We start from the raw sequence: 24,248 nt of genomic DNA, 5'->3' as shown, positions 1-24,248 counted from the left end.
TCTACCCAACCGGACGGCACCGGCCAAACCGGTCAAATAAGGCAGGGAAATTCGCGCTAATTATTCCGGCACCGCGGTGGTACGTTCGAAGCCAGGCACGGAACGAATGACCGCCTTTTGGAGGAACCATGACCGACCACGTTGCCCAGGTGCAGGACTGCACCGTATCCAGCTGCGACTTCAACCATGAGGGATGCACCGCCTACGCGATCACGGTGGGCGGCTCACCCGATCACGCCAGCTGCGCCACCTTCATCGACACATCGGCCACCGGCGGCCTGCCCAAGGTCCTCGCCCAGGTAGGTGCGTGCCAGCGCAATGAGTGCCGGTTCAATGACCACCTCATGTGCGACGCCCGTGATGTACGGGTGGGTCCCGGCGCGGAACTCGCTGACTGCCTCACCTACCAGCCCCGCTAACCGGTGGCATCAGTCCTATTCGAATGGAATCCGGACCTCCCGGATCCCTGGCCCGGCGGTTACGGTCCGGCAGTAGCGGCGGTGAACGACGGCGGGACCTTCCGCCGGAGCATGCCCCCGATGGCCGGATTCCCGCCGGTTGCCGGAACCGAGGTATGGCTCGTACTGCGCGGCAGTAGGCGGGGGCAGCGGGGGCTGGTGGGCCACGGCGTCGTTGTGCCGTCCGGATCAGGGGACACAGCGGACGTCGTGACGGTGGACTTCGACCGGCTGCTGCCCCTTGGTGAGCAAGTACCGGCGTCGCTCCTCGAGGAAGATGTGCCCAACCTGCCCCGGGTCGACGGTGCCGCTTCCGTACCGTCAGCTTCCGTGCCGGCACTGCGGCGGCTGTGGTCGGGATTCCTCGGCGCCGGCCCGGATCCGCTGAGTCCTCCGCCGGGCACCATTGCCGCCGAAGCACTGGGCCTGCAGCGCGTCAATGCCTACGAGCATAACGCCGAGGCCCGCCGGCTGTGCCTGGCCTTCCACGGCAATAGCTGTGCGGCCTGCGGGCTGGTCCCCGCACAGCGGTACGGTCCGGGGACGGAAGCGCTGATGCAGGTGCATCATCTGGTGCCGGGCACGGACCTGCCCGCCGACTACGCACTGGATCCGGCCTCGGATCTGGTGCCGCTGTGTCCCACGTGCCACGCCGTGGCGCATACCCGGGTTCCGGTCCCCTACACCCCCGCCGAGGTGCGCGGCCTGCTTGCCGCCGCACCGGATGCAGCATCACGGGCAGTGGGGGCGGACGCCGTCGTCGTCGGGTCCCTGGTGAGCCCGGAGCAGCAGCAGGCGTTGGACGACGCCGCCCGGCTGCGCGGACTTCGCTAGACTCGGAACTCCCATGAGCATTCCAGCGAGCACTTCCAAAACCGTCCGGGTGGATGCCTGGCTGTGGGCGGTCCGCGCCTATAAAACCCGGTCCGCGGCCACCGCAGCGTGCCGCGCCGGCCATGTCCGGTTGAACGGCAATCCGGCCAAGGCAGCGCAGCCGGTGCAGCCCGGGGACACCGTCCGGATCCGGCAGCCCGGCTTCGAACGGATCCTCGAGGTACGGCAGCTGATCAATAAACGCGTGGGTGCCGAGGCGGCATCGCACTGCTTCACGGACACCACGCCGGCCCGCCCCGCAGCTCCGGCACTGGGTATTCCGGTGCGGGACCGGGGCGCCGGCCGGCCCACCAAGAAGGACCGCCGCGAGCTGGACCGGCTGCGCGGGAGCTAGGCCGGCACCCTCGGCTTCGCGCCTAGGGAACCGCGGGCTGCGGCAGGCTGGTACCCGTTTCCACGAACCGCTGGTGGAAGGACAGGGACTCGTCCAGCAGATGCGGGGTGTGCTTGCCGAGGCTGTCCCGGCTGGCGCGCTCGAAGTAGTCCTGCAGCAGCGGCTGGAAGTCCGGGTGCGCGCACTTCTCGATGATGACGCGGGCGCGCTGCTTGGGGGAAAGGCCACGCAGATCCGCCAGGCCCCGCTCGGTGATGATGAGCATGGTGTCGTGTTCGGTGTGATCCACATGGGCAGCCATGGGCACGATCCCGGAAATCTTCCCGCCTTTGGCGGTGCTCGGGGACATAAAGGCGGAGAGGAAGCCGTTGCGGGCAAAGTCCCCGGAGCCGCCGATGCCGTTCATCATGGCCGTACCGGCAACGTGGGTGGAGTTCACGTTGCCGTAGATATCGGCTTCGATCATGCCGTTCATGGCAATGCAGCCCAGCCGGCGGATCAGCTCGGGGTGGTTGGAGATCTCCTGGGTCCGCAGGATGATGCGCTTGCGGTAGAAGTCGATGTTGGAGTTGAATTCCTCGATGCCGGCCGGGCTGAGCGAGAACGACGTCGCGGAGGCTACCCGGATCACCCCGTCCCGGATCAGGTGCAGCATGCCGTCCTGGATCACCTCGGTGTAGGCCGTGAGCCCGGTGTACCCGGCGGTGGAGAGCCCGGCGAGCACGGCGTTGGCGATGTTTCCCACCCCGGACTGCAGCGGCAGGAGCTTGTTGGTCAGGCGGCCGGCCTTGATTTCGGACTCGAAGAAGTCCAGCAGGTGCCCGGCGATCTGCTGCGAGGTTTCGTCCGGGGCTGCAAACGGAGTCATGCGGTCCGGTGCGTCGGTTTCGACGACGGCAATGACCTTCTCCGGGTCCAGGCGCAGGTAGGGCTCCCCGATGCGGTCATCCGGATTCACCAGCATGATGGGCTTGCGGTGCGGGGGCAGTGCGGTCCCGTAGTAGACGTCATGCATGCCGTCCATGGCCTCCGGCTGCTGGCGGTTCACCTCGATGATGACCTTGTCTGCCTGCTCAATCCAGGTTTTGTTGTTGCCCACGGAGGAGGACGGGATGAGGCTGCCGTCCTCGTTGATGCCGACTACCTCGATCACGGCCAGGTCCACATGCCCGTAGAAACCGAACCAGGTGTACTGGGCCACGTGCCCGAGGTGGATGTCGATGTACTCGAGTTCGCCGTCGTTGATCCGCTTCCGAAGCGTGGGATCGGACTGGTAGGGCAGGCGCAGTTCCATGCCGTCTGCCTTGGCCAGCACTCCGTCGAGTTCCGGGGCCGTCGAGGCGCCGGTGAGGACCTTGATCTGGAAGTCTTCGCCCTTTGCGTGCGCGGCTTCCATCTGGACTGCGAGCGCCTGCGGAACGGCCTTGGGATAGCCTGCGCCGGTAAAACCGCTCATCGCCACGGTCATTCCCGGGCGAATCATGGCCGCTGCCTGTTCGGCGGTCATAACGAGTTTCTGGAGTCCGGGATGGGAAATGCGACGGTGCATGGAGAGGCCTTTCAGAGAACGAGATCGAATTCACCCTATCGCCCTGTGAGCCGTGCCTCATAGTCGGGTGTCGGGGCACACGCAGCCGATCGTGCCTAAGATGGTGGCCACAAGCGCCGCCGGCCGTGCCCGGCGGATGGCACCCGGGAGGAAACCTGTCATGCCGAAACCCATCATTCCTGCCCCGACGCCGCTGGCGAACCTGCGGGACCTGGGCGGAATTCCAGTGGACGGGGGGAAGATCCGCGCGGGCCTGGTGCTCAGGGCCGACGACGTCGCGACCACCACCGCGGAGCAGGTAGCCGAACTCGTGGAGGCGGGCCTGCGCACTATCATTGATCTGCGCTCGGCCGACGAAGCGGAACGCACCGGACGCGGTCCGTCCGCAGACCACCCGGTGCAGTATCTGGCCCTGCCCCTGACCGATTCCATGGACGCCCCGCCTGAACTGGCGGGGCAACTCCTGAAGTCGGTCCGTTCCCCGGCGCAGGTGGGCCAGTGGTACGCGAAGACTTTCGTCTCCCGGAAAGAGGCCCTGGTGCGGGGGCTGCAGGCTGTGGCCGACTCCCCCGGTGCTGTCCTGTTCCACTGTGCCGCCGGCAAGGACCGAACGGGCCTGTTCGCCGCAGCGCTGCTGACCGTGCTGGGTGCGGAGCCGGAGGCCGTCGTCGAGGACTACGCCCGGACCCAGGCCCGGCTCCCGGAGGTCTACCGACGGCTGGGACTTGCTGAGCTCAGCGGCGGTTATGACATCCCTGCAGATCATCCCGTGCTGGCCGCCCACCCGGCTGCGATGCGGTCCATGCTGGCAACCCTTGACGGCAGGGCGGGCGGCGCTGCCGCGGTGCTTCGTTCCGGCGGCCTCACGTCGGATCTGATCGGCCGCCTGCGCAGCAAGCTGGTGCAGCCGGTACCCGCCCAGGTGTAGCCATGCCGGCCCGCCCGCACCGCATTGCCACCACCGCTGCCACCGGCAGGGGCGGCGCGGAAAAGCGTCCTGCCGCTCTGCTGCTGCTGGCAACCATTCTGGCGGTGCTTTGGGCCAATGCACCGTTTGCCGCCTCCTACGAGGAGTTCTGGGAATCCACCGTCGAGGTGCGTGCCGGCAGCATGGATCTGGAGCTGACCACGCGGGAGCTGGTCAACGATGCACTCATGGCCGTGTTCTTTTTCGTTGTGGGACTTGAGGTGCGGCGGGAGTTTGCCCTCGGGGAGTTGACCAACCGGTCCCGGGCGGTGATTCCGGTGGTCGCCGCGGCCGCGGGGATTGCCGTGCCCGCCGGAGTCTTCCTGCTGTTCACGTCCGGCACGGAGAATGCAGGTGCGTGGGGCGTAGTCATCTCCACCGACACCGCGTTCCTGCTGGGCGCGCTGGCCGTCGCAGGACCTCGGGTTCCCGGCAGGCTGCGGATCTTCCTGCTGACCCTCGCAGTGGTCGACGACGTTGCCGCGCTCAGCATCATTGCCCTGGTCTACACCGACCATCTGGAACCCGTGCCGTTGCTGCTGGCCTTCGTCGGGCTGGCTGCCGTCGCACTGACCCGGTACCTGCCGTACGGTCGCGGCGCCGTGTACGCGGTGCTGGCGGTGCTGGTCTGGCTGGCCTTTTACGCCTCGGGCGTGCATCCGACCCTGGCCGGCGTCGGCATTGCCCTGCTGGTCCCCGTGTTTCCGCCCGCCCGGAGGGACGTGGAGCATGCGTTGGAGCAGACCCGTGTCTTCCGTCAGTCCCCCAATTCCCGGTACGCCCGGGCAGCGGTGCACAGCGTGCGGGAGTCCCTCTCCATCAACGAACGCCTGCACAGTGCCTACACCCCGTACGTGGATTACCTGATCCTGCCCGTATTCGCCCTTGCCAACGCCGGAGTGCGGTTGGACGGGCCAACATTGGAACTAGCCCTGCGTTCTCCGCTCGCCTGGGGCATTGTCTGCGGCCTGGTACTGGGAAAGTTCATCGGCATCTTCGGTGCTGCGGCAGTGCTGCAACGGCTGCGGATCGGCGAGTTCGGCCCCGGCCTGACCCTGGGCCGCATCGCCGGCGGCGCCGCCCTGTCCGGCATCGGATTCACCATCTCCCTGTTCATCATCGGCCTCGCCATCGAAGACCCCGCGGTGCAGAACGAAGCGCGGGTGGCGGTCCTGGCCGGATCACTTCTGGCGTTCGCGGCGGGAACCATCATTTTCCGGGCAGTGGAGGGACGGCGCCCTGCCGTTCCCCCGGGTGAGGTGCTGGCCCGGCCGGTGGATCCGGCACGGGACCATGTGGTGGGCCCCGCAGATGCTCCGTTGACCCTTGTGGAATACGGGGACTATGAGTGCCCGTTCTGCAGCCGGGCCACGGGGACCATCATGGAAGTGCGCGGGCATTTCGGTGCCGAGCTGCGCTATGTCTGGCGCCATCTGCCGCTGTCCCGGGTCCATCCCAATGCCGTTGCGGCCGCCGAGGCGGCAGAGGCCGCGGACCGGCAGGGGCGCTTCCGGGAATACAGCGCGCACCTTTTCGAGCACCAGGACAATCTGCTCCCCGAAGATCTGCTGGGTGCAGCGGAGAGCCTGGGGCTGGACATGGACCGGTTCGAAGCGGACCTGCGTTCGGCAGAGGTCAGCAACCGTGTGCTGGATGATGCCCTGGACGCCGAGTCAATGGACCTGCACGGAACTCCCACTTTCTTCATCGGGCGCCGCAGGCACCACGGCCCCTACGATGCCGCCACCCTGATCCGCGCCCTGGAAGCATCACGTTCCGCCGTACCGTAGGGCCTGCCGGTACGCTCGGTCGATGAGTACAAACACATTGGTCACCGGCGCAGGCCGGGGCATCGGAGCAGCAATCGCAGCCGCCCTCGCGGACGCCGGCCACACCGTGGCGGTGCACGCCGGGCACGACGCCGACGCCGCCCGCCGGGTTGCCGATACGCTGCCCGGAACGGGCCACGCCGTCGTCGTCGGGGACCTGTCCTCCCCCGCGGAGTGCAAGCGGATCTTCGCCGAGGCCGTGGATCAGCTCGGCGGCCTGGATGTCCTGGTGAACAACGCGGGCATCTTCCGGGCCCAGCCGGTGTTGTCCGGGTCTTTTGCCGATTGGCACGAGGCATGGCGGCAGACCATTGACGTCAACCTGTTGGCACCGGCGAACCTCTGCCGGCTGATGGCCGAGCACCTGGTCCAACGGCCCGCGGGTCCGGCGGGCGGGCGGCTGGTGAATGTGGGATCGCGCGGCGCCTACCGCGGTGAGCCGGAGAACGCCGCCTACGGCGCCAGCAAGGCCGGGCTGCACTCCCTCACCCAGTCCCTTGCCGTGGCGCTGGCGCCGCATGGGATCTTCTCCGCCGCCGTCGCACCGGGATTCGTGGACACCCGGATGGGCCGCCCCGCGTTGGAGGGGGCCAGCGGTGCAGCCATCCGGGCGCAGAGTCCGTTCAACCGGGTCGCGGAGCCGGAGGAAGTGGCTGCGACCGTAGCCTGGCTCGCCACGGCGGCTCCGGTGTGGGTCAGCGGCACGGTGATCGACGTCAACGGCGCCTCGCACCTGCGCTGACTTCCGCGGGGCCCGGCCCTTAGGCCTGCTGCGGCTGTCCGTTGCTCGCCGTGGTGCCGCCGTCGACGGGCAGGATCGCACCGGTAATGAACCGGGCGGCGTCGGAGGCCAGGAACAGGATTGCGTCCGCTACCTCGTCCGGCTGGCCCGGGCGGCCCAGGGCAATCCGCTCGGCGAACTTCGCCTTCTGCTCTTCGTCGTCCTTCTTGTCCTCGACCAGGTCGGTCCAGATCAGCCCGGGAGCCACGGCGTTCACGCGGACCCCGTCCTTGCCGTGGTCCAGGGCCACCGCGCGGGTGAAGTTGTTTACCCCGCCCTTGGCCGCGTTGTAGGCGCTCATGTTCCAGTCAGCTGCCATGCCGGACACGGAGGAGGTATTGACGATGCAGCCCTTGGATTCGATCAGGTGCGGTATCGCGGCCTTGGTGCCGTAGAAGACGCCCGAAAGGTCGGTCTCGATGACCCGGTGCCATTCCTCGACGTCGGTCTCTTCGACCGGCCCGTTGGCCAGCGTGCCGGCGTTGTTCACCAGGACGTCCAGGTGCCCGTGCTGCTGCACGGTGTCCTCGACCAGTTTGCGGATATCGTCCCAGTTGGCGGAATCGGCGACGACGGCCGTGGCCGTGCCCTCAGGCAGGTCGGCGACGGTGGCTGCAATTTTCTCTGCCACCGTGTCGGTCAGGACAACGGTGGCTCCTTCGGCAACGAAGCCCCGCGCCGCGGCCTCGCCGATGCCGGATCCGGCGCCGGTAACAATGACGACTTTGCCCTCAAAACGGTTATTCATGTGCAAGCCTTCCTCATGTCTAAGCAGGGTGCCAGCGGTAGTGCCAGTCCTTACGAACCTATCACCGGGCGTTTCGGCACCGCGGCCAGTTCATCGTCCACGAACCGCGGGGCGGCTGCACGGATGCCGGCTCCGACCATCACGGCGGCGGAGGCAATCAGGAGTGCCAGCGGCAGGGTCCAGCTGCCGGAGACATCGTGCAGGGCGCCGATGGCGAACGGCCCCATGGCGGCCAGCAAGTAGCCGACGGGCTGGATGAAGCCCGAGAGCTGCGCGGTGACCCGCGGTTCCCGGGAGCGGGCGGTGATCAGTGCCAGCGCGGTGGGGAACGCGAACCCGCCCACGCCCAGGAACAGCGCCCAGAGCCAGGGCAGCGTGTCCGCTGCCAGCAGCAGCCCGCTGTAGCCGGCCACCATGCAGACACCCAGGCCGACAATGTAGGTCCGCAGGCGCGGCGAGCGTGCCACCAGCACCGGCATGATCAGGCCGCCCGGGATACCAAGCCCGGCAATGATCGCGGCCATCAGTCCGGCGTGCGCCTGTTCCAGTCCGGCGTCGCGGTAGATCTGCGCAGCCCAGCCGAACTGGACGTAGGCGTGCATGGACTGAACGCCGAAGAAGATGCTCAGGGCGACGGCGGTGCGTGACGAACGCATCCGGGCGCCCTTCGTCCGGCGCGGCTCGCCCGCCGCCAGCGGGTCACGGCCTGCCCGCAGCGCCACGAGAATCCACGGGATAAACGCCGCCACGGCCGCTGCGCCCCATACCCCCAGGCTCAGCCGCCAGCCGGCCGGATCACTGCCGGCCAGCACGCCGCCCAGCAGCAGCGGCAGGCTGGCGCCCAGGGCCAGCGTGGTGCCGTACACGGAGTTCAGCAGGGCCAGGCGCGACCCGCCGTGGCGCTTGATGAAGGCGGGGACGAGGATGTTGCCCACCGCCATGCCGGCGAAGGCGAGCACGGTAAGCACCAGGAAGAGCACGGCGGAGCCTGCCAGCGCCCGCGCCAGCAGGCCTGCTGCCACCACCCCCAGCGCCAGGACAATGGCGCCGTTGATGCCGGTTTTGCGCGAAAGTGCGACGGCGAGCGCCCCCACCATGGCAAAGGTGAGTCCCGGCAGCGCGGTCAGCACGCCGGCGGCGGTGGCGTCCAGGTCCAGTGCAGCCTGCAGCTCGGCGAGGACCGGGCCAATGGAGGACGCGCCGGGCCGCAGATTGACGGCGACCAGAACCACGGCGATGCCGACCAGCCAGATCGGCAGGGTGCGGCCGCCTGCGGTGGTGTTTGCCGGTGTCCCCTTGGTCTCGCTCACCCGAGTCTTTCTATCATGGCGCCGGCACCCGGGGCCTATGTGTCAGACGGGCAGCCCGGCAGCCGGGCTGAAGCTGGCCGACTCCACGAACGCCGTCGCGGTATCCGGGGCAATCTCCGTCATTCCGGCGTCGACGATCAGCGGTCCGGCTCCCGGGCGGGCGGCGGACTCGGCGAAAAGCTTCCCGGCCGTGAAGCGGACTCCCGCAGGTTCCCCGGCGTCCTGCCACGCCTGCCGGGCGGTCGGGTCCAGCTGCAGGTACCAGGACAGCAGCGCGTGCGCTGCCTGGGCGGAGGCCTTGCCGGTCGACATGTCCAGGTCTGCGTTCAGGACGATCACCGGGGCGTTTCCCGGCCAGGGCACCGGGGCGTCATCCGGCAGCTGGGTGCCGGAAACCTGCAGCTTCGCGAGGTTCTTGGGCATCTGGTCGTAGGTGACCGGTTCGAAGGCGATGGCCTGCGCCCGGCCCACCGTCACCGCCCCCGACGGCGCTTCAGCAGCCAGCCGCCCGAAGGTACTGGGATTGGCCCGGCGGACGGTCTTCGTAAACCGGCCGTACAACCAGTTCTCCCACGCTTCGCTGCCCTCGGTGGATGTGTAGGCCCGGACACTGGCGACGGCGGCCGCGGCCACGGCGTCGCGGTGGGCGGCGGGATCAGTCTTGTCCACGAGCAGGACGATGGGCTGGACTTTGTCGAACGGCTGCATGCTTCCAGTTTTCCATGTTCCGCTGGGAGACTCCGTGCGGTGTGCCCCGCTCCGGAGACCGGCCCGCCGTCGAACCCTTGGATCTCGTCGCTACTCTGCCCCTGCTCCCGCCGCCGCGGTAGCGTGCGCGGCATGAGCGATCGCGAAACCCGGAAACAACCCCAGAAACACAGTTCCCTTCCCCCGCGGCCGGCACCCGGCTTTTCCCCGAGGCTTGGTTCTTCCAGCAATCCTGTGCCTTCCCGCGGCCCTGATTCTTCCCGCAGCCCGGGGAAAGTCGATGCGGTGGGACCGGAGGCGCAGTGGCAGTCGATGGAACGGGAGGACGGCCTGTACACCGTGGCCCAGATAGCCCAGCAGCTGGGCTTCGGCGGCGGCCCCAATTCGATGGCCCGCCAGCTCACCGGGAAGGGGAGGATCCTGGTGGTAAAGCGGGGAGAGCAGTTCCTGTATCCCGGTTTCCAGTTCGACTGGAATGCTGAGCGGGTGCTTCCCACGGTTAAGGATGTGGTCCGGATGGGCCGCCAAGCCGGCTGGCCGGATGAGCGGATTGCCCTGTGGTTCTACACATCCCACCGGCGCCTGTCCGATAAACGCCCGGTGGATGTGAGGGCCAATGAGGAAGAGCTGATCACTCTCGCCGGGGAAGAGTTCGGGCAGTAACTGATCGCCGGCATGGGTCATTCGCCGGCTAGAGGCGGATGGCCGCAGCCATCTCATTGACGAAGTCCTCGGTCTCGGCCGCGTTCCGGAACCCGTAGGAGACCTCCCGCACCGCCTCCTGCCGGGAACCGGGCACGGCGTGGTATTTGACGGCGGCAAAGTTGCCCGGTTCGCTGACCGGTTCCACCAGCGGGCGGCCATTCAGCCGGGCGAACTGGCGCAGGGTCGGGTCGATGCGCCACTGATCCGTCTCCACCCAGAAGTGATCGCCCATGCCCGAGCTTCCGCTGGCCACGCGCACGCCCTCCAGCCCGGCGGAGGCCATCAGCCAGGCAAGCGTGAAGGAAGCGGGGGCACCCAGCCCGGAGCCGTAGGGAATATGGGCCTCGGCTACGGCTGCTGCCTGTTCTGCGAGGGCGGTGGCTTCCTTGAGGCTGAGTGTCTGCATACTTCTATGTTCTCAGCCGCTGGGCACAAACCTTGCCGCCGCCCCCGCACCCTGCCAGGACATACCGCCGGGGCACACCGTGCGGGCACCGCTTCAGGCGGCCGCCCCGGTGCCCGGACGGCGCATCCGATCAGTTGCGCGCCGGACCGGCGGATCGTTTTCGGCGTTCTGCAGCAGCCGGTCGAAGTCCATCAGCCCCACGTCGCCGCATTTGAAGGACAGCCTGGCCTCCGGCCTGCTGCCCGCCGCAGTAGGCTTCCGCCGCCCGGTCAGCGCCAGGCGCAGCTGCCCGCCGCCGTCGTCGTTGACCTGCAGTTGCCGCTTCGCCACCAGTTCACGGACGCCTTTGGCGTCCACGGCGGGTGCGTTGTAGAAGTACTCGCGGACCACTCGGGTAAGGGCTTCTGCGTCCGCACGGTCCTGCCGCGGCCACCGGATGAGTTTGTCCGTGACTGCCTGGACGGGCTGAACGATAAAGCCGAATGCGATAAGCAGTGCAATCAGGTCACCGCCGCCCATCACGAGGAACAGCATCGCGGCCACGCTCAGGCCCACGATGGTTCGCACTGAGTGGGGGTGCCGTGGACTGAGCGGAACGGTGACCAGTATCGGTTGGATCTGCGCGGCCATCAGGACCACCCTCCCTTCAGCCCGGCCAATGCCTCTGCTTCGCGGGCCAGCCTGGCCGCCTCGTGGAGCTCGTGGTCGGAGCGGCTTCGGTTATAAATCATCGGGTCCTGCTCGACGGCCGCTTCGAGGGAGCGCAGCCGGTTTCGATGGTTCTCCGCCGTTTGCGCCAGCTTCAGCTGCGACTTCGAACTTGTCAGTTTTTGCATCAATTCCTCCACACGGGATTCCTTCGCACGGACAACCTCAAAATGGTGGCGCGCCGTGGCTTCAACGCGTACCGCAAGGTCATGCATGCGGCGCGCGGTCGCGGCGAGGCTGACGGCTTGGCCTGCGGTCAGCCGTTCCTCGGCAACAACGGCTTCCAACGCTTTCAACCGGGTTTCGTAGGACCGCGTGACCGCACCGTAGTGCCGCGCCACTTCCCATGCCGCGCGGACCTGGTTCCGCAGCACGTCCTGGCGTGCCGCGGTGACGGCAATCGCCGCATCGAGCCGGGCACAGGTCTCGGAATAGCTGTCCGGGGGCTCGGGAACCCCGAACTGTACCTGCACTATCCTTTGGACCCGCCTCAGGTTTTCGCCCACAGCTGCCTCTCTACAGTCTGACCGGGAAAGAGTGCCGCATCGGATTCAAAGCAGAAACGGGTCCTGACGGCGGCAACGGTCATCCGGTCCATTAACCCTGCCTGCGCCCGGGCCGCCCGGTCAATGGATGGAGCCGGTTTGCCACCGTGTGGAAGACTGCGGGCATGGAAATCCGTCCCGCCGCGTTGCTCGGCGGCTCCTACCGGGTGCGCAGGGCAGAGCGCGACGACGTCGGCCCGATCGTTCGGCTGCTGCTGGCCGACACGCCGTCGTCCCCGTCCGATCCGCCGGGCGTCCATCCCCTGGAGCCGTATCTGCGCGCTTATGAGGCCATTGCCGCGGATCCGGCCAACTTCCTGGCCGCGGTCGAGGACCCGGCAGGGAAGATTGCCGGGACACTGCAGTTGACCCTGATCCCCGGCCTGGCCGTCGGCGGGGCAACCCGGTTACAGGTTGAAGCCGTCCATGTGCGGGCCGGTCTCCGGTCCAACGGGCTGGGTGCGGCCATGATGGACTGGGCGGTTGCCGAAGGCCGGCGTAACGGTGCCACGTTGGTCCAGCTCACCTCCAATGCCCGGCGGGAGTCCGCACACCGCTTTTACCGGCGGCTGGGCTTTGAAGCCTCGCACCTCGGGTTCAAGCGTGCCTTGCCGCCGCTGCCGTAGCGCGCGTTGACTACCGGTTCCTTGCGCTGGCACTGTCGTGCCCAAGAGCGGGAGGGCACACCATGCCGGAATCAGCTGCAATCGCGGATCATTTCACCGTTGTTCCGGGTGGTGGTGCGGATCGATTTCCTATCCGCACCACCCTCCAGCGGCTAATCGATGTAGCGCAGTCCTGCCGCTTCCAGCGGTCCCCGCATCGAGTACATGTCCAGTCCGAGTTCTCCCGCGGCGAGGCGTTGGCGTTTGGCCGCCTCGTTGTCCTCCCGCTTCCGGGAGGCCTCGGCCACTTCTGCGGCACGGTCGGCAGGAACGACGACGACGCCGTCCACATCTGCAACCACCACGTCGCCGGGGTTCACCAAGGCGTTGGCGCACACGATCGGAACGTTTACCGAACCCAGGGTCGCCTTGACCGTGCCCTTGGAGTTGATGGCACGCGAGAACACGGGAAAGTCCATTTCCTGCAGGGCCGCAGCGTCGCGGCAGCCGCCGTCGATGACCAAACCAACACCGCCGCGTGCACGCACCGAAGTTGCCAACAGCTCGCCGAAGAAGCCGTCTTCGCTCTCCGTGGTGCAGGCTGCCACCAGCACGTCGCCGGGCTGGAGTTGTTCAACGGCCACGTGCAGCATCCAATTGTCCCCAGGCTGCAGCAGCACGGTGACCGCCGGGCCGCAGAGTTTGGCGCCGGGGTAGACGGGGCGCATGTAGGGCCGCATCAGCCCCAACCGGCCCATGGCCTCGTGCACGGTACTGGTCCCGTACGGGGCCAGGGCCTCGACGTCGGGCTGCGGGGCACGGGTGATGCTGCGGTGGACCACTCCGAGTTCATGCATGGGTGCTGCTCCTTTGGGGTTCACGGCCCTGCCGGGTCAACAGCGCATCCAGGCGCGGATAGACGGCACGGGCATTGTTCTCGCGGATATCGGCAAGCTCCTCGCCTGTCAGGCCGGCTGCAGCCAGGTACCGCCCGGTGTCATCGAAGTTGAACCCGGTGTCCGGGTCGACGTCGCGCACCGCTCCGATCATCTCGGAAGCGAAGAGGATGTTCCGGGTGGGCATCACCTCCAACAGCAGGTCGATACCGGGCTGGTGGTAGACGCAGGTGTCGAAAAAGACGTTGTTGAGCAGGTGTTCCTCCAGCGGCGGCTTCTTCAGTGCCATGGCCAGCCCGCGGAAGCGCCCCCAGTGGTAGGGCGCGGCGCCGCCGCCGTGCGGAATAACGAACTTCAGCTCCGGGAAGTCCCTGAACAGGTCCCCCTGGATCAGCTGCATCACCGCGGTGGTGTCCGCGTTGAGGTAGTGGGCGCCCGTGGTGTGGAAGGCAGGATTCACGCTGGTGCTTACGTGGATCATCGCCGGCAGTCCGTACTCAATCATCTTTTCGTAGATCGGGTACCAGGAGCGGTCCGTCAGCGGAGGGGCGGTCCAGTAGCCGCCGGAGGGGTCCGGGTTGAGGTTCAGCGCCACGGCACCGTATTCGTTGACGCAGCGTTCCAGTTCCGGGATGCAGGACGCCGGGTCCACTCCGGGTGACTGCGGCAGCATGGCGGCCGGAGCAAACCGGTCCGGGAAGAGTTGGCTGACCCGGAAGCACAGCTCGTTGCAGATGGCCGCCCACGCGGCGGAAGTGGCGAAGTCCCCTACGTGGTGTGCCATGAAGGAGGCCCGCGGCGAGAAGATGGTCAGGTCGATACCCCGCTCATCCATCAGGCGCAGCTGGTTCGCGGAGATACTTTCCCGCAGTTCATCGTCGCTGATGACCAGGTCCGCCGGGTCCGGAGCAGCCGTTCCGGGATCGGCGAGCGCCGCAATCTGCCGGTCCCGCCAGTCGCCCAGGGCCGGCGGGGCGGTGGTGTAATGGCCGTGGCAATCGATGATCATCGGGTGTTCTCCTCTGTTGCTGCCGCCTCCTGGAGACGGTGCGGGACAAAAACTTCGCCGGCCATGATCAGCCGTGCGGTGCGCAGCAGCGCGGATTTGGTGACGTGCTGGGGGTCCTGCGGGTCAAGCCCGAGTGCCACGGTGAATTCGCCGGAGGGATGCTCCACCGAAACCGTCAGGTCTGCTCCGGGGCCGGCATCAGCAACGGTGCTGACTTCCCTTACCACGGTGCCGTCAATGACGCACGCGGTGGCAGCGGTGACGGCGGCCAGCACGCCAATGGATTCGTGGCAGACATGCGGGATGAAGCTGCGGGTGGTGATGGTGCCGCCGTATGCCGGCGGGGCTACCAGCGTCATCTTCGGGTAGTTCTTGGCGGTGACGTCTCCCAGCCCCATCAGCTGCCCGCACTGGAGCCGCAGTGCTTCAAGCCTCTGCTTCAGCTCTTCGTCACGGTTCAACTCGGCGGCGGATTCGTAGCCGGTGCGGTCCAGGTCCGTGGCCCGGACCATCACCAGCGGTTGGCCGTTGTCGATGCAGGTGACGCGGACCGGACCTACGCCGTCGAGAACCACCGTGTCGCTGGCATTGCCGGTGGGAAGCAGGGAGGCACAGACGGAACCGGCCGTGTCCAGGAAGTTGATGGTGACTGCCGCCGCCGTGCCGGGAACGCCGTCGATCCGCGTATCCCCGCCGTACTCGACAAACCGGCCCTGGTCCCCTGCCGGCGTCGCGATGCTGATTTCGGCCACCATGCCCGTGTTCAGCGTCAGGACCCGGGCGGTGGTGGTATCCCCGCCGGGCAGAAGGAGGCCGGACTCCACGGCGAACGGAACGACGGCGGCGAGCATGTTTCCGCAGTTGGCCGTGGTATCCACGGTGTCGGAAGTTGGTTGCAGCTGCGCGAACTGGAACTCCAGGTCCACCCCGTCCCGGCTGCTGACGTCCACGATCCCCACCTTGCTGGTGAGCGGATTACCGCCTCCCAGCCCGTCAATCTGCAGCGGGTGGGGAGATCCGAGGGCGGCAAGCAGCACCTCGTCCCGGCGTTCGCCGTGCAGGTCAGCCGGCAGGTCGGTGCGACGGAAGAAGGGTCCGCGGGAGGTTCCTCCCCGCATGAACCAGCAGGGGATGCCGAACTGGCTGCCGCGGACGGAACCCGGCACCGAGGACTTTTCTGTGGTCTGCACCACAAGAATGTACCTCGTCAACCAGATTGTTGACAATAACGGTGACAAAGACAAATAGCGGAGCAGCAGCCGCTAACCGTGCCGTGCGTTCGATTGGCGGCGGCTAGGCATACTACGCGTCTTAGTGCGGGGGCGCTGAGCCTGTCCGGCGGATGGCGTCGGCAATGCTCGCCATGTGGGTCTCCATCATGCGGGCAGCCTGCTCGCCCTGCCCGGCGCAGATGGCTTCAATGATTTCCACGTGTTCCGGCAGCGAAACGTTGGCACGCCCAGGCTGGACCGCGAGCCGGAACTGGTGGCGCACATTCTGTGCCCGCAGCCTTTCGATGGTGGCTCCGGCGGTTCCCTGACCGCTGATTTCCACGATCCGCCGATGGAGCCTGGAATTGATCTCCGAGTAGCGCATCAGTTCGCCGGCCTTTACGGCGGACGCCATGTCGTCGGCCATCTGCCGGAGTTCGGAGACCTGCCCGGCATCAATCCGCTCCGCTGCCTTGCGGGCACACAGCGCCTCCAGCACGCCGCGGACCTCAATGATCTCTACGGCTTCTTCCACGGGCACCGACCGCACGCGGGCTCCGCGGTTCTGCACCCGCTCCACCACGCCCTCGACGGCGAGCTCGGCAAGGGCGGAGCGGACCGCACTGCGGCTCGCCTTGAACTGCGTGCACAGGTCCGCCTCCACGAGCCGTTGGGACGGCACCAGCTCGCCGTCAAGAATTGCCGTGCGGATTGCGTCCGCCACCTGCGCAGCGTTACTCGTGGTCGCTGCTGCATCTGCTGTCATTTGAAGCTCCTCGGCGAAACGGCACCCGCCCGCCCTCATTTTTGGTGTCACGCCAAGTTATCACTGCATCACAGTCCCCCAGCCCCCGGCGGGCGGCCGCAGCTTGGAATTGTTGACAATCATGGCAATAATCGGCGGACAGCTACGAGAGGACACAACCATGACTGCGGTGACCGTACTGGGCCTGGGCGAAGCCGGACGCCTGTACGCACTGGGCCTGGCCGAGGCCGGGGCGGACGTACGCGGCTACGACCCGTACACCGACGCACGCGACGCCGGCATCCGCCAGTTCGACTCGCTTGCCGAATCCGTTGACGGAACGGATCTGGCCATCAGCCTGGTCGGCGCCGCCGCCGCGCGCAGCGTCGCGGAGCAGATACTTCCGCTGCTTCCCTCGAACGCCGTGTTCGCGGATTTCAACACCGCCGGCCCGGAGGACAAAGCCGCACTTGCCGAACTCTCCGCAGGCTATGGAGTGGCCCTGGTGGACGTGGCCGTCATGGCGCCCGTCCCCCGGGCCGGCAGCCGAACCCCGCTCCTTGTCAGCGGCACCGCGGCGGACAGGTTTGCCGCCCTGATGGAAGGCTTCGGCACCCCGGTGGAAACGATCCCCGGTGCCCCCGGCGCCGCGGCGGGCCGTAAGCTGCTGCGCAGTGTCTTCATGAAGGGACTGGCGGGTCTGGTACTGGAATGCCGGGCAGCCGGAAAAGCAGCCGGCGCGGAGGAGTGGCTCCTGGCGGAAATCGCCGGGGAGCTGGGCCCGGACGGGCCGGACCTGGTGGCCCGGCTCCTTCAGGGCTCGGAAACGCACGCCGTGCGGCGTGCACACGAGGTCGCAGACTCCTTGGCGTACCTCCGCGGACTGGGCACACCTGCCTGGATGACGGAAGGCACATTCAGCTGGTTGTCCGCACTGGCAGCTGGCGGCACCGGCCCCGCCTGACCTGCATTGTCTGCGAAATTGTTGACAATACCCGGGGCCGCTGATTGACTCTCAGCACTGCTTCGGGACCGGCAGGCCGGCAACGAAGCCCGTGCCGTTTCAGCAGACCGCAAAGGAAACCGCAATGCCTGATGCTTTTCGCGACGTAGCCCATCTGGGCTTCGTGGAACTCTATACCCCGGATTTCGACAAGAGCCTGTGGTTCTTCACCGAACTGCTGGCAATGCGCGAAGTCGCCCGAGAGGGCGATTCCGCCTACCTGCACGCGTGGGACGACTACGAACACCACACCATCAAACTCACCGCCCACGAGACTTCCGGCGTCGGACGCCTGGGCCTGCGCGCCGCCAGCGAAGAGGCGCTGCAACGGCGCGTTGCGGCCATCGAGGCGGCAGGACGCGGAGTCGGCTGGCACGACGGCGGCCCGGGCATGGGCAAGACCTACGCCTTCACGGATCCGGACGGGCATCCGATGGACATCTACTTTGACAGCGAATGGCATGTGCCCACCGAAGAGTCCCGGCCGGCCTTGAAGAACCAGGCGGACCGCTTCCCGGGCCGCGGCGTGAACGCCCGCCGGCTGGACCACGTCAATTTCCTCGGCGCAGACGTTGCCGAGAACGGCCGGTTCGTGGAAGAGGTGCTGGGCGGCAAGCCCACCGAACAGATCCGGCTGGACAACGGCAGGCTTTCCGGCCAGTGGTTCACCTTCTCCAACAAGTCCTATGACCTGGTGTACAGCGGTGACTGGACCGGCAGCAGCGGCCGGCTGCACCACGTCGCGTTCGCCACCGACACCCGCGAAGACATCCTCAAGGCTGCGGACATCTTCCTCGAAAACGGCATCCACATCGAAACCGGGCCGCACAAACACGCCATCCAGCAGACCTTTTTCCTGTATGTGTATGAGCCCGGCGGCAACCGGATCGAATTCTGCAACGCCGGTGCCCGCCTGATCCTGGCACCGGACTGGAAAACCATCGAATGGACCGAGGCGGAGCGCGCCAAGGGCCAGGCCTGGGGCATGAAGACCATCGACACCTTCCATACCCACGGCACTCCCCCGGTGGAGCTTCCCGCCGACTGAGCCCGGCATAACGACGGCGGCCCCTCCTTCGCGGGAGGGGCCGCCGTCGTTTGTCCTACCGGGCTCAGCGCGCCGCGTCCGGCCGGTGGCCCTTCTTGGCGAGCTGGATCTGCTCGTAGACGTGATGGCGCAGCTCGGTGAAGCGCGGCATCCCCCGGGTCTCCAGCTGGTCACGGTCCTCCGGGAGGTCGATCAGGATGTCCTCCTGCACCACGGTGGGCGAGGAGGACAGGATGATGACGCGTTCACCGAGGTACACGGATTCGTCGATGTCGTGCGTGACGAACAGGATGGTCATGCCCAGGTCCTTCCACAGCCGCCGGGTAAGGTCCTCCAGATCGGCGCGGGTCTGGGCGTCGACGGCGGCAAACGGCTCGTCCATCAGCAGCACCTCCGGCTGGTACGCCACCGCACGGGCGATGGCCACGCGCTGCTGCATGCCTCCCGACAGCTGCCAGGGGTAGGACTTGGGCACGTGCTCCAGCCCCACCGCCTCCAGCGCGTCGGCTACCCGCTGCCGGCGTTCCGCTTTGGGCACGCCGGCGTTCTTCAGGGGCAGCTCCACGTTGTCCGCGACCCGCAGCCAGGGAAACAGGGAGCGGCCGTATTCCTGGAAGACCACCGCCATTTTCTTGGGCGGCGCCGTCACCTTCTTGCCGTCGAGCAGCACTTCGCCCTCGGTGGCTCCGAGCAGTCCCGCGATGCACTTGAGCAGGGTGGTCTTGCCGGAGCCGGAGGGACCGACCAGGCAGGCCAGCTCGCCGTGCCCCAGGTCGAAGGTGAGGTTGCGGACGGCTTCGATGGGGCCGCCGTCGGTGGAGTAGACCTTTTTCAGCCCGCGGACCGAAAGCAGCGCTTCCCCCTCGGGCAGCGTGCGCCCGGACGGTGCGGTGCCTTCCGGTGCCGGAGTGGTTTTGGCGGAGATGGCGTCAGGCTGCATTTTCTACCTCTTTAAGGCCGTGGTACCAGCGCAGCACGCGCCGTTCGCACCATTGGAAGATCAGGGACAGGGCCAGGCCGATCAGGCCGAGCACCAGGATGCCGGACCACATTTCCGGGATGGCGAAGGACCGCTGGAACTGCAGAATAGTGAAGCCCAGTCCCGAGGAGGAACCGAACATTTCCGAAATGACCATGAGGATCAGGCCGATGGACAGCGACTGCCGGATGCCGGCCATGATCGTCGGCGCGGCAGACGGCAGCACCTGGTAGCGGATCCGGTTCATCCCGGAGATGCCGTAGGACCGGGTCGTTTCGTTCTGCACCGGATCAATGGAGCGCACCCCTTCGATGGTGTTCAACAGCACCGGCCAAATGCAGCCGACCACAATCACGGCAACCTTCATGCCGTCATTCAGGCCCACCAGCAGGATCAGCACCGGAACCAGCACCGGAGGCGGCAGGGCACGGAAGAACTCGAACACGGGTTCGGTCAGCGCCCGCAGCGTCCGGTTCAGGCCCACCAGCAGCCCGACGACGATGCCAAGGATGATCGCGATGGCGAGCCCGGCGAGCAGCCTTCCCAGCGACGGCAGGACATCCCCGGTGATCCGCCCCTCAAACCAGGTGGGACCGAAGACATCCACCAGAGCGGACGGGGTGGGTACGAAGAAGTTCGGTTCGCCCCGGGTGGAAGCCCACCACAGGAGCACCAGCAGCAGGGGCAGCGCAACCACGTAGGCAAGGCTCTTGAGCGTCTTCACAGCACCACCTCTCCGCGGACGGACGGATGCCAGGACAACAGGCGCTGCTCGACCTGGCGCATCACGATATTGATCGCCACGCCCAGCAGGCCGGTGGCCAGCACCAGGGCATACATGCCGGAGATGGCTCCGCCGGACTGGGCGTCCGCAATCTCACGCCCGAGCCCGGGCGAGCCGATGATCAGCTCGGCGGTGATGGCCAGGATCAGCGCCACGGAGGCCGCCAGACGGATGCCCGTCATCAGGTACGGCAGCACGGTGGGAAACACCACGTGCCGGATCCGCTGCAGCTTGGAGAAGCCGTAGGACTGTGCCGTCTGCGTTGCCACGTTGTCGACGTCGGCCACCCCGTAGAGCACCTGGATCAGCACCTGCCAGAAGCAGGCGTAGATGATCAGCATCAGCGAGGATTCGATTTTGACGCCGAACAGCAGCACGGCCAGCGGGATCAGGGCCACCGAGGGAACCGGGCGCAGGAACTCGATGGTGGAGTTGGTGAACCGTCGGAGGAACGGGCTCATGCCGATCACCAGGCCCAGGATGCCGGCGGCGACGACGGCGGCTGCCAGGCCAATGGCCCAGGCCATCAGGGTGTGCCCCACGGCCACCCAGAAGGCAGTCAGCCCGAAGTCCCGGACGAGGGCCATGATGACTTCCGAGGCAGGGGGCAGGAAGCGGGGCTGGACCAGGCCGAGCCTTGGAACCAGTTCCCAGATCAGCAGGAAACCGAGGACCCCGACCAGGCCCAGCACCGGTTTCGGCACGGAACGGCGCGCACCCGGCCGGGCTGCGCGTGGCTGCGCAGCCCGGCCGGGTTCCAGCACTTCGGTACTCATTACGGCAGCAACTCATCCAGCTTCGGCTCTTCACTGATCAGACCGTCACTGAGTGAGAGCTCCGCAAGCGTTTCCACGCCGGCACGGTTGATCTCCGTGGTGAAGCTGGGCAGGGTAAGGGCGTTGGCGGTCTCGGCGTCGATCTTCGTGTAGGTGAGCAGGACCTCGCGGACGGCGTCCGGGTTCTCCTCCGCGTATTCCAAGGACTTGTTCATGGCCGCCGTGAATTTCTCCACCGTTTCCGCATCGTCCTCGGCCTTCGCCGACGTCGTGAAGTAGGCGCCGACGGCGAGGTCCTCCGCGGTATCCACATAGTTGGAAGCGATCGGAACGGACCCGGCATTCTGCCCGCCCGTCAGGAAGGGTTCCACCACCTGGATGGCATCCACCTGGCCGCGTTCCAGGGCAGCCTGCATATCGGGGAAGGCCAGCTCAACGAACTCGATGCCTGACGGGTCTCCGCCTGCCTTGCGCACGGCCGCGCGGACGGTGGTGTCGTTGATGTTGTTGAGCGTGTTCACGGCGACCTTCTTGCCCGCAAGGTCCGCCGCCGTTTCGATCCCGGCATCCGGGTTAACCAGGATGCCGCCGAAATCGGCGCCGTCCTCGCCTGTCGACGCCGCTCCGGCGGTCACCACCTGCACATCCAGGCCCTTGGACTTGGCCACCAGCATCGAGGAAATGTTGCTGAAGCCGAAGTCCATGCTGCCGCTCATGACGGCCGGAACAATGGCCGCGCCGCCCTGGGCCGGCTGCAGTTCCAGCTCCAGGCCTTCCGCTTCGAAGAAGCCCTCCTGGACGCCGAGGTAGATCGGTGCCACGTCGACGATGGGGATGACTCCGACCGTCACCTGGGTGAGGTCCCCGCCACCGGCCTCGCCGGTGTCTTCGGCCTCCCCGCTGGGCGACCCCGAGCCGCAGGCGGCAAGAGCCAGGACCGCAGTGGAGGCGGCGAGCATCCTAAGAATTGGCTTCATTGTCATTCCCCGGTTTCCGTGTAAAAAGTAAGCTAGGTCACACACACGGTATTTTTGGTAAACACGATTGTCAACAATTCTCAATAACGATCGAGGAGCGGTGCCTGCCGCTCCGGCGGCGGGGCCGGCATGGAGCGGATCAGCCCGCAGGCCACCGCCCGGTCCGGAACAGTTCCTCCAGCACGGCTGTGGCCCGGTCCGGGTCCAGTCCGCGGGACGCCAGCCAGGCGTCGTCGCCGTAGGAAGCGGTGTACCGGTCCCCGGAATCGCACACAAGCGAGACGATGCTTCCGGCACGGCCGTCCGCTTCCATGGCGGCGGCCAGCTGCCAGACCCCCCAGAGATTGGTGCCGGTGGAGGGGCCGGCATGCAGCCCGGTGAGCCGCCTCAGGTGCCGGGAAGCAGCCACAGATGCGGCGTCCGGGACCTGGATCATGTGGTCGATTACCGCCGGAACGAAGCTGGGTTCCGGCCGCGGCCGGCCGATACCTTCAATCCGGGAGGGCCTTCCGGCCGCGGGCTCCCCCGGATTCTGCCAGGCGGGGAAAAACGCCGAGTTCTCCGGATCCACGACAGCCAGGCGGGTGGGATACCGGTGATAACGGATATAGCGGCCGATCGTTGCACTTGTCCCGCCGGTCCCGGCACCCACCACTATCCAGTCCGGCAGCGGATGGTCCTCCTGGGCCATCTGGGAAAAGATCGACTCGGCAATATTGTTGTTGCCCCGCCAGTCAGTGGCGCGTTCTGCGTACGTGAACTGGTCCATGTAGTGCCCGCCGGTGCTGGCCGCGACGGCCTCCGCGGCGGCGTACACCTCCGAAGGCTCCTCGACGAAGTGGCAGCGCCCGCCGTAGTGCTCGATCAGCCGGATCTTCTCCGCACTAGTGGTCTGCGGCATCACGGCCACGAACGGCAGCCCCAGCAGTTGGGCGAAGTAAGCCTCCGACACAGCGGTGGAACCGCTGGAAGCCTCCACGATGGTGGTGCCCTCGGTGATCCAGCCGTTGACCAGGCCGAAGAGGAAGAGGGAGCGGGCCAGCCGGTGCTTGAGGCTGCCGGTGCGATGGGTGGACTCGTCCTTCAGGTAGATCTGCACTGACCAGCCGGCCGGGACCGGGACCTGGAACAGATGCGTGTCCGCCGAGCGTGCCCCCTCGGCCTCGATGCGGCGGATGGCGGTCTCGGCCCACGTGCGGTCCGGAAGCATAGGAATGTTCACGCTCCAAGCCTACGTTCGGTCGGGCACCTGCTGGCCTGTCCGCCCGTCTGCCGGCACCCGGGATTTTCATCAGCACCCTGATGGTCGATATCGTCGAGTCCATGAAGATTGTTGGCATCCGCGCCTTTGGCGGCCCCGAGGTCCTGGAGGTCCTCGACGTGCCCGAGCCCCATGCCGGCCCCGGGGAGGTTCGCATCCGGGTCCGCGCCGCCGCCGTCAGCCCCACAGACACCGTCCTGCGCTCCGGAGCCCAGGATATGGGCGGGCAGGAGCCGCCGTATATTCCGGGCATGGACGCCGCCGGCGTGATCGACGAGGTGGGTGAGGGAGCCGGCTGGCGGATCGGTGACGAAGTCATGGCCCTGGCCCTGCCCCGGGCCGCCCGGCGGGGTGCCTACGCCGAGTACCTGGTGGCGCCGTCGGACTCCATCGCTCGGGTCCCGGCCGGGGTCGGGCTGGAGGCCGCCGCCACGCTGCCGATGAACGGCCTCACCGCGGTGCAGACCTTGGAGAAGCTGGACCTTGCCGAAGGGTCGGTCCTGGCGATCACCGGTGCAGCCGGCACCCTCGGCAACTATCTGATCCAGCTCGCCAAGGAGGCCGGGCTGACCGTTGTCGCCGACGCCTCCCCGCGGGACGCGGAGCTCGTGACCGCACTGGGAGCGGACTACGTGGTGGAACGCGGCGACGACGTTGCCGACCGGGTCCGCGGGCTATTCCCCGACGGCGTGGACGCCGTGGCGGATGCGGCAGTGATGAACGAGCTGGCCGTGGGCGCAGTGCGCGACGGCGGCGGGTTCGCCACCGTACGCGGGTGGGACGGTGATCCCGGCCGCGGCATTACGGTGCAGGCGATCCGGGTCGGCGAGGAGTACTCCTCCGGCGCGAAGCTGGACCGGCTGCGGGCGTTGGCCGAAGCGGACCTGCTCAGCCCGCGGATCGCGGATGTCCTGCCCGCCGACCGGGCTGCCGAAGCGCACCGCAGGCTGGAGGCCGGCGGCCTGCGCGGCCGGATTGTCCTGACCTTCTGATCCTTCGCTCGACCGACGCT

26 protein-coding genes and 1 pseudogene are annotated in these 24,248 nt (G+C 67.3%); 11 read left to right on the top strand and 16 right to left on the bottom strand.

The features are described 5' to 3' along the window. Positions 1-128 precede the first annotated feature (128 nt). From NNX35_RS11500 to NNX35_RS11490, 3 genes are read left to right on the top strand one after another with little or no spacing between them, the layout of a single operon-like run. Positions 129-419, top strand: a complete 291-nt coding sequence (locus NNX35_RS11500) for a DUF1540 domain-containing protein (protein ID WP_255766652.1) — start codon at positions 129-131, stop codon at positions 417-419. Positions 420-422: 3 nt separating this feature from the next. After that, a complete protein-coding gene (locus tag NNX35_RS11495) occupies positions 423-1,292 on the top strand; it encodes a restriction endonuclease (protein WP_255863756.1) in 870 nt (289 codons plus the stop codon). Between the two features lie 13 nt (positions 1,293-1,305). After that, on the top strand, positions 1,306-1,686 hold the full coding sequence (locus tag NNX35_RS11490) for an RNA-binding S4 domain-containing protein (protein WP_255766649.1): 381 nt from the start codon (positions 1,306-1,308) through the stop codon (positions 1,684-1,686). Between the two features lie 22 nt (positions 1,687-1,708). Here NNX35_RS11490 and NNX35_RS11485 read toward each other — a convergent pair whose 3' ends face one another. After that, complete coding sequence (locus tag NNX35_RS11485) at positions 1,709-3,235, bottom strand: acetyl-CoA hydrolase/transferase family protein (RefSeq protein ID WP_255766648.1); 1,527 nt, start codon at positions 3,233-3,235, stop codon at positions 1,709-1,711. Positions 3,236-3,395: 160 nt separating this feature from the next. Between NNX35_RS11485 and NNX35_RS11480 the strand changes: the two genes are divergently transcribed. From NNX35_RS11480 to NNX35_RS11470, 3 genes are read left to right on the top strand one after another with little or no spacing between them, the layout of a single operon-like run. Next, complete coding sequence (locus NNX35_RS11480; RefSeq protein ID WP_255766647.1) at positions 3,396-4,163, top strand: tyrosine-protein phosphatase; 768 nt, start codon at positions 3,396-3,398, stop codon at positions 4,161-4,163. A gap of 2 nt (positions 4,164-4,165) precedes the next feature. Next, positions 4,166-5,992, top strand: a complete 1,827-nt coding sequence (nhaA, locus tag NNX35_RS11475) for a Na+/H+ antiporter NhaA (RefSeq protein ID WP_255863755.1) — start codon at positions 4,166-4,168, stop codon at positions 5,990-5,992. Positions 5,993-6,014: 22 nt separating this feature from the next. Further along, a complete protein-coding gene (locus NNX35_RS11470) occupies positions 6,015-6,773 on the top strand; it encodes an SDR family NAD(P)-dependent oxidoreductase (RefSeq protein ID WP_255867839.1) in 759 nt (252 codons plus the stop codon). 19 nt (positions 6,774-6,792) lie between these two features. Here the strand turns inward: NNX35_RS11470 and NNX35_RS11465 are convergent, their stop codons facing one another. Genes NNX35_RS11465 through NNX35_RS11455 form a run of 3 tightly spaced genes read right to left on the bottom strand, consistent with a single transcriptional unit; the run spans position 6,793 to position 9,578 of the window. Further along, positions 6,793-7,560: an SDR family NAD(P)-dependent oxidoreductase gene (locus NNX35_RS11465; protein WP_255863753.1), complete on the bottom strand. Its 768-nt coding sequence runs from the start codon at positions 7,558-7,560 to the stop codon at positions 6,793-6,795. Between the two features lie 50 nt (positions 7,561-7,610). Next, positions 7,611-8,870, bottom strand: coding sequence for an MFS transporter (locus NNX35_RS11460; protein ID WP_255766643.1), 1,260 nt, complete (start codon positions 8,868-8,870; stop codon positions 7,611-7,613). A 42-nt stretch (positions 8,871-8,912) separates the two neighbouring features. Further along, positions 8,913-9,578: a peptidyl-tRNA hydrolase gene (locus tag NNX35_RS11455; protein ID WP_255863751.1), complete on the bottom strand. Its 666-nt coding sequence runs from the start codon at positions 9,576-9,578 to the stop codon at positions 8,913-8,915. A 285-nt stretch (positions 9,579-9,863) separates the two neighbouring features. Here NNX35_RS11455 and NNX35_RS11450 point away from each other — a divergent pair, with 285 nt between their 5' ends. Next, positions 9,864-10,241, top strand: coding sequence for a hypothetical protein (locus NNX35_RS11450; protein WP_255867838.1), 378 nt, complete (start codon positions 9,864-9,866; stop codon positions 10,239-10,241). Positions 10,242-10,269: 28 nt separating this feature from the next. Here NNX35_RS11450 and NNX35_RS11445 read toward each other — a convergent pair whose 3' ends face one another. The 3 genes from NNX35_RS11445 to NNX35_RS11435 all read right to left on the bottom strand — a co-directional run bounded on the left by NNX35_RS11445 (position 10,270) and on the right by NNX35_RS11435 (position 11,870). Next, positions 10,270-10,689, bottom strand: coding sequence for a hypothetical protein (locus NNX35_RS11445; protein ID WP_227922892.1), 420 nt, complete (start codon positions 10,687-10,689; stop codon positions 10,270-10,272). A 93-nt stretch (positions 10,690-10,782) separates the two neighbouring features. Continuing rightward, positions 10,783-11,319, bottom strand: a complete 537-nt coding sequence (locus NNX35_RS11440; RefSeq protein WP_255766640.1) for a hypothetical protein — start codon at positions 11,317-11,319, stop codon at positions 10,783-10,785. Next, entirely contained in the window at positions 11,319-11,870 is a 552-nt protein-coding gene (locus tag NNX35_RS11435; RefSeq protein ID WP_255863749.1) for a hypothetical protein, read from the bottom strand. The genes NNX35_RS11440 and NNX35_RS11435 overlap by 1 nt, the downstream gene beginning before the upstream one ends. 197 nt (positions 11,871-12,067) lie before the next feature. On the opposite strand from NNX35_RS11435, the gene NNX35_RS11430 reads away from it, so the two are divergent. Next, positions 12,068-12,568, top strand: a complete 501-nt coding sequence (locus NNX35_RS11430; RefSeq protein WP_255867837.1) for a GNAT family N-acetyltransferase — start codon at positions 12,068-12,070, stop codon at positions 12,566-12,568. A 152-nt stretch (positions 12,569-12,720) separates the two neighbouring features. On the opposite strand, the gene ligK is transcribed toward NNX35_RS11430, so the two are convergent. The 4 genes from ligK to NNX35_RS11410 form a co-directional block, all read right to left on the bottom strand. Further along, entirely contained in the window at positions 12,721-13,404 is a 684-nt protein-coding gene (gene ligK, locus NNX35_RS11425; RefSeq protein ID WP_255867836.1) for a 4-carboxy-4-hydroxy-2-oxoadipate aldolase/oxaloacetate decarboxylase, read from the bottom strand. Further along, positions 13,397-14,452, bottom strand: a complete 1,056-nt coding sequence (locus tag NNX35_RS11420; protein ID WP_255766626.1) for an amidohydrolase family protein — start codon at positions 14,450-14,452, stop codon at positions 13,397-13,399. The genes ligK and NNX35_RS11420 overlap by 8 nt, the downstream gene beginning before the upstream one ends. Further along, positions 14,449-15,642, bottom strand: a complete 1,194-nt coding sequence (locus NNX35_RS11415) for a 4-oxalomesaconate tautomerase (protein ID WP_255867835.1) — start codon at positions 15,640-15,642, stop codon at positions 14,449-14,451. Before NNX35_RS11415 ends, NNX35_RS11420 begins: the two co-directional genes overlap by 4 nt. Before the next feature lie 121 nt (positions 15,643-15,763). Continuing rightward, positions 15,764-16,429, bottom strand: a complete 666-nt coding sequence (locus NNX35_RS11410) for a GntR family transcriptional regulator (RefSeq protein WP_255766624.1) — start codon at positions 16,427-16,429, stop codon at positions 15,764-15,766. A gap of 160 nt (positions 16,430-16,589) precedes the next feature. Here NNX35_RS11410 and NNX35_RS11405 point away from each other — a divergent pair, with 160 nt between their 5' ends. Both NNX35_RS11405 and NNX35_RS11400 read left to right on the top strand, forming a co-directional pair. Further along, positions 16,590-17,372 (top strand): NAD(P)-dependent oxidoreductase, encoded by a 783-nt coding sequence (locus NNX35_RS11405; protein WP_255867834.1) that lies wholly within the window; start codon positions 16,590-16,592, stop codon positions 17,370-17,372. Positions 17,373-17,496: 124 nt separating this feature from the next. Then, entirely contained in the window at positions 17,497-18,459 is a 963-nt protein-coding gene (locus NNX35_RS11400; RefSeq protein ID WP_255766622.1) for a catechol 2,3-dioxygenase, read from the top strand. Positions 18,460-18,523: 64 nt separating this feature from the next. Here the strand turns inward: NNX35_RS11400 and NNX35_RS11395 are convergent. From NNX35_RS11395 to NNX35_RS11375, 5 genes and pseudogenes are all read right to left on the bottom strand, one after another. Continuing rightward, positions 18,524-19,207: pseudogene (locus NNX35_RS11395) on the bottom strand (ABC transporter ATP-binding protein); the annotation flags it as partial. A gap of 181 nt (positions 19,208-19,388) precedes the next feature. Further along, the gene (locus NNX35_RS11390; RefSeq protein WP_255766621.1) at positions 19,389-20,162 is read right to left on the bottom strand and encodes an ABC transporter permease; all 774 of its coding nucleotides are present in this window, start codon (positions 20,160-20,162) and stop codon (positions 19,389-19,391) included. Then, on the bottom strand, positions 20,159-20,998 hold the full coding sequence (locus NNX35_RS11385; RefSeq protein ID WP_255867833.1) for an ABC transporter permease: 840 nt from the start codon (positions 20,996-20,998) through the stop codon (positions 20,159-20,161). Before NNX35_RS11385 ends, NNX35_RS11390 begins: the two co-directional genes overlap by 4 nt. After that, positions 20,998-21,975 carry an ABC transporter substrate-binding protein gene (locus NNX35_RS11380; RefSeq protein WP_255867832.1) on the bottom strand — a complete coding sequence of 326 codons (978 nt, stop codon included), beginning with the start codon at positions 21,973-21,975 and terminating at the stop codon, positions 20,998-21,000. The genes NNX35_RS11385 and NNX35_RS11380 overlap by 1 nt, the downstream gene beginning before the upstream one ends. Before the next feature lie 139 nt (positions 21,976-22,114). Then, positions 22,115-23,185 carry a PLP-dependent cysteine synthase family protein gene (locus NNX35_RS11375; protein WP_255867936.1) on the bottom strand — a complete coding sequence of 357 codons (1,071 nt, stop codon included), beginning with the start codon at positions 23,183-23,185 and terminating at the stop codon, positions 22,115-22,117. Positions 23,186-23,277: 92 nt separating this feature from the next. Between NNX35_RS11375 and NNX35_RS11370 the strand changes: the two genes are divergently transcribed. After that, a complete protein-coding gene (locus NNX35_RS11370; RefSeq protein WP_255766617.1) occupies positions 23,278-24,228 on the top strand; it encodes an NADP-dependent oxidoreductase in 951 nt (316 codons plus the stop codon). The last annotated feature ends 20 nt before the right edge of the window (positions 24,229-24,248 follow it).

Origin of the sequence: Arthrobacter sp. zg-Y844 (genome assembly GCF_024385465.1) — a bacterium.
In the GTDB taxonomy this organism is placed as follows: Bacteria; Actinomycetota; Actinomycetes; order Actinomycetales; family Micrococcaceae; genus Arthrobacter_B.
Note: the sequence above shows the minus strand (reverse complement) of the source record. Positions and strands in the feature narration are given on the sequence as shown.